This is a genomic window from Kineococcus indalonis, assembly GCF_009906395.1.
Taxonomy (GTDB): Bacteria; Actinomycetota; Actinomycetes; order Actinomycetales; family Kineococcaceae; genus Kineococcus; species Kineococcus indalonis.
This window is the reverse complement of record NZ_JAAALM010000264.1, coordinates 1-5,545: the sequence shown is the minus strand read 5'-3', so window position 1 is coordinate 5,545 and position 5,545 is coordinate 1. Positions and strand designations below refer to the sequence as shown.

The following is a 5,545-nucleotide window of genomic DNA, read 5'->3' as shown; positions in this document are numbered from 1 at the left end:
GGGGGGCGGTGGCCTGTGGGCCCGCGGTGAGCTCCCTGAGGGCCTGCTCGGAGCCGTTCGTGCAGGTTCGGTGACTGTGCGTGTCCGCGCCACTCCGACAGCGGCAGTTCGCTGGACGCGCGGGTGACGTTGGGTCATCCTGGACCCCACTTCACGATCAACAACGGCGCACGCCGCGCAGCGGCACCGTCGACATGGGGGGATCTCAGTGCACCGCACCCGGAACACCGTCCGTCTGATCGCCGGCGGGGGCCTGGCGATCGCCGCGCTGACGGGGCCCGCGACGCTCGCGAGCGCCGCCACCGACTACGCGCCCGCGCCGCCGACCCCGACGGTCACCACCCCGGTGCCGCCGGTGCCCACGGCGCCGCCGGAGCCGGAGGAGTCCACCCCGCCCACCACGACGACCACGACCCCGGCGACCACGCCCGAGGGCGACGAGCCCTCGCGCACCGCGCCCGCCCGCGCGGTCGACAGCTCCGACGACGAGCTGGCCTACACCGGCGCCGACGTGCTGCCCTGGGCCGCCGCCGGCACCGTGCTCGTCCTGGGCGGCGCGGCCATGGTCGTGGCCTCCAAGCGCCGCACCGGCCGCCAGCACTGAGCACCGGTGCCGGGCGACCGGCACCACCCGCGCGGCGGGAGGGGCGCGTCCGGGGGGAGCGCCCACCGTCCGAGGCCCGTCCGCGCACCGGCAGCGCGCCGCCCCGCCCCGCGGGTGCGGCGCGCTGCTCCACAGCGCCCACGGGCGCTCTCGCACCAGGCGCCGTCGCAGGACGACCCGCGGCGGGCGCAGTCACACCAGGGGGGAACCACATGACGGTCGTCACCAGCCGTCCACCGCGATCGGGGACGCGCCCGCAGCGCGCCGCGGGCCGCCGGGCGCAGCCCGCAGCCGCCCCGTCGCCCGCGCCCGAGGTCGTGCTCGCCCACGACTACCTCACCCAGCGCGGCGGCGGCGAGCGCGTGGCGCTCGAGCTGGCGCGGCACTTCCCCGACGCCCCGCTGATCACCAGCGTGTACGAGGAGACCACGACCTTCCCGGAGTTCGCCGGCCGCGACGTGCGCCCCAGCGTGCTCAACCGCTGGGCCGTCTTCCGCCGCGACCCGCGTCGCGCCTTCGCGCTGCTGGCGCCCGTGATGAGCCGCATGGACGTGCCCCGCGGGGTGCTGCTGGCCAGCTCCTCCGGGTGGGCGCACGGCCTGCGCGCCCACGGGCCCAAGGTCGTGTACTGCCACAACCCCGCGCGCTGGCTGTACCAGCCGGACGACTACTTCCGCGCGCTGCCGCGCCCGGTGCGCCGGCCGCTGTCGGCGGTGCTGGCCCCGCTGCGCCGCTGGGACCGCCGCGCCGCGCGCACCGTGGACGTGTACCTGGCCAACTCCACCTCGGTGGCCCGGCGGATCGAGGAGGCCTACGGGGTGCGCGCGCGCGTGCTGCACCCGCCCGCGGGCCTGGACCCCCGGGGCGCGCGCGAGCCCGTCCCCGGCGTGGAGCCCGGCTTCCTGCTGACCGTCGGGCGCCGCCGCGGCTACAAGAACACCTCCCTGGTGTGCGAGGCCGTCGAGCAGGTGCCCGGTGCCCGCCTGGTCGCCGTGGGCGGCCTGCCGGCGGGGCGGGAGTGGAGCGAGCGGCTGACCGGCGTGCGGGACATCAGCGACGCGCAGCTGCGCTGGCTGTACGCCAACTGCTCGGCCGTCGTGGCGATGAGCCGGGAGGACTTCGGCCTCTCCCCCGTGGAGGGCTTCGCGTTCGGCAAGCCGAGCGTCGTGCTGCGCGCCGGCGGCTACCTGGACAGCGGCCTGGAGGGCGTGGCCACCCGCTTCGTGGACGGGGAGGACGCCGCCTCGCTGGCGGCGGTGCTGCGCGACTTCGACCCGGCCGACTTCGACGCGGAGAAGGTGCGCGAGCACGGCGAGCGCTTCTCGGCCGCCTCCTTCGGCCGCGCCCTGCACCAGATCGTCGCCGAGGTCTCCGGCGGCGCCGCGGGTCCGCGCCCGTCGGCCTGAACTCCCCCTCCCGCTCCGGGCCCGGCGCACCCGCCGGGCCCGGAGCGGGGCGTGCGCCGGGCCGCTCGCTGGGCCCGTCGGGTGACGACGGCCATGGCCTACTGTGACGTTGCGGGAGAGTGTCCCGCGGTGCGGCGCGCTCCGCCGCGCCGGCGCAGCGGCGCTCGAGACGACAGACGGAGGACGTGCATGACCCCCGAAGGCATCACGCTGCGGCAGGCCCTGGCCGAGGCGTGGGAGCACAACGACCGCTCGCTGGTGTCGCCGGGGTTCGCGGCGGTCGCGGTGCACCACTTCTCGGGGTGGGCCAGGCAGCGCCCGCTGCCCCTGCGGGTGCCGCTGCGCTTCGCGGGCCGGGCCGGCTACGCGTTCGTGCGCAACGTCTACGGCATCGAGCTGCCCGCAGCGGTGCGCCTGGGCCGGCGCTTCCGCGTCGCGCACGCGGGGGGCATCGTCGTGCACCCGAACACCGTCTTCGGCGACGACTGCCTCATCCGCCAGAACGTGACCGTCGGCGCGGCGGGCAACGGGGACTTCGAGCACAACCACCCGACGTTCGGCGACCGCGTGGACATCGGCGCGGGCGCGGTCGTCATGGGCCCGGTGCGCATCGGGGACGACGTGACCATCGGCCCCAACGCCGTGGTGATGACCGACGTGCCCTCGGGCACCGTCGTCGTCAGCCCGCAGCCGCGCCGCATGCGACTGCCCGGCCGGCAGGAGCCCGCCGTGCAGCCCGCCGTGCAGCCCGCGGGCAGCACCCCGGGCGGCCAGGCGGGCCCGGCGTGAGCGGGTCCACCGCGGCCGCGGGCACGCCCGCGGCGCAGGGCACGCCCGCGTCGCCCGGCGCGCCCGGCGCGCCCCTGCGCGTGGTGTACCTGGACCACTGCGCCCTGCTGTCCGGCGGGGAGATCGCCCTGCTGCGCACCCTGGAGGCCCTGCCCGACGTCGAGCGCACCGTGTGGCTGGCCGAGGACGGGCCGCTGGTGGAGCCGCTGCGCGCCGCGGGCGCGCGCGTGGAGGTCGTGCCCATGGCCGCCGCCGCGCGCACGGTGGCCCGCACCGAGGCCTCGCGCGTGCCGCTGGCGGGCGCGTTCGCCGCGGCCCGCTACACGCTCGCCCTCGCCGCGCGCCTGCGGCGGGAGGCGCCGGACGTCGTGCACACCAACTCCCTGAAGTCGGCGCTGTACGGCAGCCTGGCCGGGCGCCTGGCCGGCGTGCCCGTCGTGTGGCACGCCCGCGACCGGGTGGCCGCGGACTACATGCCCGCGCGCACCGCCGCGGTGGTGCGCGTGCTGGCGCGGGTGCTGCCCCGGGCGGTCGTGGCGAACTCGCGGGCCACCCTGGACGCGCTCGCCCTGCCCGCCGGCGCGCGCGCCGCCGTCGTGCCCGACCCCTACCGGCCCCGCCGCGCGCCGCGCGAGCGCGCCGGCGAGGGGCCGCTGGTGTTCACCATGGTGGGCCGCCTGGCGCCGTGGAAGGGCCAGGACGTCTTCCTGCGCGCCTTCGCCGCCGCGCTGGGGGGCACCGGGCACCGCGCGCGGGTGGTGGGCTCCGCGATGTTCGGCGAGGACGGGTACGCGGCCGGCCTGCACCGGCTGGTGGAGGAACTGGGCATCGCCGGGCAGGTCGAGCTGACCGGGTTCAGCGGCGACGTGGAGGCCGTGCTGGCGGCCTCGGACGTGCTGGTGCACGCCTCGACGGTGCCCGAGCCCTTCGGGCAGGTCGTCGTGGAGGGCCTGGCCGCCGGGCTGCCGGTGGTCGCCGCCGACGCCGGCGGGCCGGCCGAGGTGGTGACCGACGGCGAGGACGGCCTGCTCACGCCGCCGGGCGACGTGGCCGCGCTGGCCGGTGCGCTGCGGCGCCTGGCCGGCGACGCGCCGCTGCGCGAGCGCCTGGGCGCGGCCGGCGCGCGCACGGCGCAGCGCTACCGCCCCGAGGTGGTGGCGCCGCGGTTCACGGAGCTGTACCGCGGTCTGCTGAGCGAGCGCCGCGGCGCTCGCGCCGCCCACCGGGCCGGGTGAGCGCGCCGGGTCGCGCACGAGCGTCGGCCCCCGCTCCCCACCGGCATCGGCAGGTGCACCGGCGACCTTGAGGGGCCGCTGCTCCGCACGGGTGAGGGGTTCCCCCGTGCGGAGCAACCTGAGCCGGAACATCGGTAACGCCCGTCAAGCTCCGGCACCTCGGAGACGAAGCCCTGAGTGTTGCTCACACTCGACGCTAGGACTTCTCCGATGACGTTCCGCCTGTCCCGCAAGTTCCTTGCCGCACAGCTCCCCGTCGCCATCGCCGCAGCCCTCACCTGCGCCGCTGTCACCGCTCCTTCGGCCGAGGCCGCCAACCTTCCCGCAGTCCCCGCCCAGATGGCCGACTCCTTCGTCGACTCCATCGGTGTCGCCACCCACCTGACGTACACGGGCACCCCTTACACGAACTACCCGCTGGTCAAGCAGCGCCTGCAGGAGTCGGGCATCCGCCACCTGCGCGACGGCTGGGGCACCGGTTCCAAGTACGCCTCGGACTTCGTGGAGAAGGAGCTGGAGCCCCTGGGCGTCGGCATCACGATGGTCCAGGACCCCCGCCAGAACGCCACCCCGGCGCAGCTGAAGGACATGGTCAAGACCCAGCTGCCGAAGTCCATCGACGCCGTCGAGGGCCTGAACGAGTGGGACCTGCGCGGCGGGAACTGGGCCGCCGACGCCCGCAACTGGACGATCCAGGTGGCGCAGGCGTACCGCGGTGACGCGGCGACCAAGCACATCCCGATCGTCGCCCCCTCGCTGGCGGACACCAACGCCACCTCGAAGTACCAGGCGCTGGGCGACATCTCCGCGTACGTGGACTACGGCAACACCCACGACTACCCCGGCAACCAGTACCACATGAACGACGGGATCATCGACACGGTCCTGAAGAACAACGCGGTCACCGCGCCGGGCAAGAAGGTCTACGCGACCGAGACGGGTTTCTCCACCGGGACCACCTCCGCCCCGTACCGCACCATGCCGCAGGCGCAGGTCGCGCAGGCGCTGCCGAACCTGTACCTGGACCACTTCCGCCGCGGGATGGCGCGCACCTTCTCCTACGAGCTGTTCGACCAGCACCCCGACAACGCGTTCGAGTCGAAGTTCGGCCTGCTGAACAACGACGGCAGCCCCAAGCCGTCCTTCACGGCGATCTCGAACCTCACCGCCCTGCTCAACGACAAGGGCAGCGCGTTCTCCACGAAGCCGCTGAACTACGAGCTGCAGGGCGCCAACGCCAAGACCCGCACCCTGCTGCTGCAGAAGCGCGACGGCTCGTACTGGCTGGCGGTGTGGCAGCAGGACCGGCTGTTCGACGGCAACCAGGTCGTCAACCCCGCCGACGCCCCCGTCACGCTGAAGCTGGGCTCGACGGTCTCCTCGGCGAAGCTGTACGACCCGGTGAAGTCCCGCGCGGCCGTCCGCAGCGTCGCGGGCACCGACACCGTCTCCTTCACCTCCAGCGAGAGCGTGACCCTGGTCGAGCTGCGCGGCAACAGCGGCACCACCCC

At 75.7% G+C, this 5,545-nt stretch carries 4 protein-coding genes and 1 pseudogene; all 5 read left to right on the top strand.

Going from position 1 to position 5,545, the window contains the following annotated elements:
- Window positions 1–208: 208 nt before the first annotated feature.
- Window positions 209–604, top strand: a complete 396-nt coding sequence (locus GTR00_RS13275; RefSeq protein WP_166612088.1) for a hypothetical protein — start codon at window positions 209–211, stop codon at window positions 602–604.
- 317 nt (window positions 605–921) lie between these two features.
- Window positions 922–2,010 carry a glycosyltransferase gene (locus GTR00_RS13270; RefSeq protein WP_205705738.1) on the top strand — a complete coding sequence of 363 codons (1,089 nt, stop codon included), beginning with the start codon at window positions 922–924 and terminating at the stop codon, window positions 2,008–2,010.
- Between the two features lie 189 nt (window positions 2,011–2,199).
- Window positions 2,200–2,799, top strand: coding sequence for a serine O-acetyltransferase (locus GTR00_RS13265; protein ID WP_166612086.1), 600 nt, complete (start codon window positions 2,200–2,202; stop codon window positions 2,797–2,799).
- Entirely contained in the window at window positions 2,796–4,034 is a 1,239-nt protein-coding gene (locus tag GTR00_RS13260; protein WP_166612085.1) for a glycosyltransferase family 4 protein, read from the top strand. Before GTR00_RS13265 ends, GTR00_RS13260 begins: the two co-directional genes overlap by 4 nt.
- A 210-nt stretch (window positions 4,035–4,244) precedes the next feature.
- Window positions 4,245–5,545: pseudogene (locus tag GTR00_RS13255) on the top strand (hypothetical protein); the annotation flags it as partial.

Excerpts from the sequence above, each read along its gene's own strand:
- GTR00_RS13265 (WP_166612086.1), top strand. The coding sequence starts at position 2,200 with ATGACCCCCGAAGGCATCACGCTGCGGCAGGCCCTGGCCGAGGCGTGG.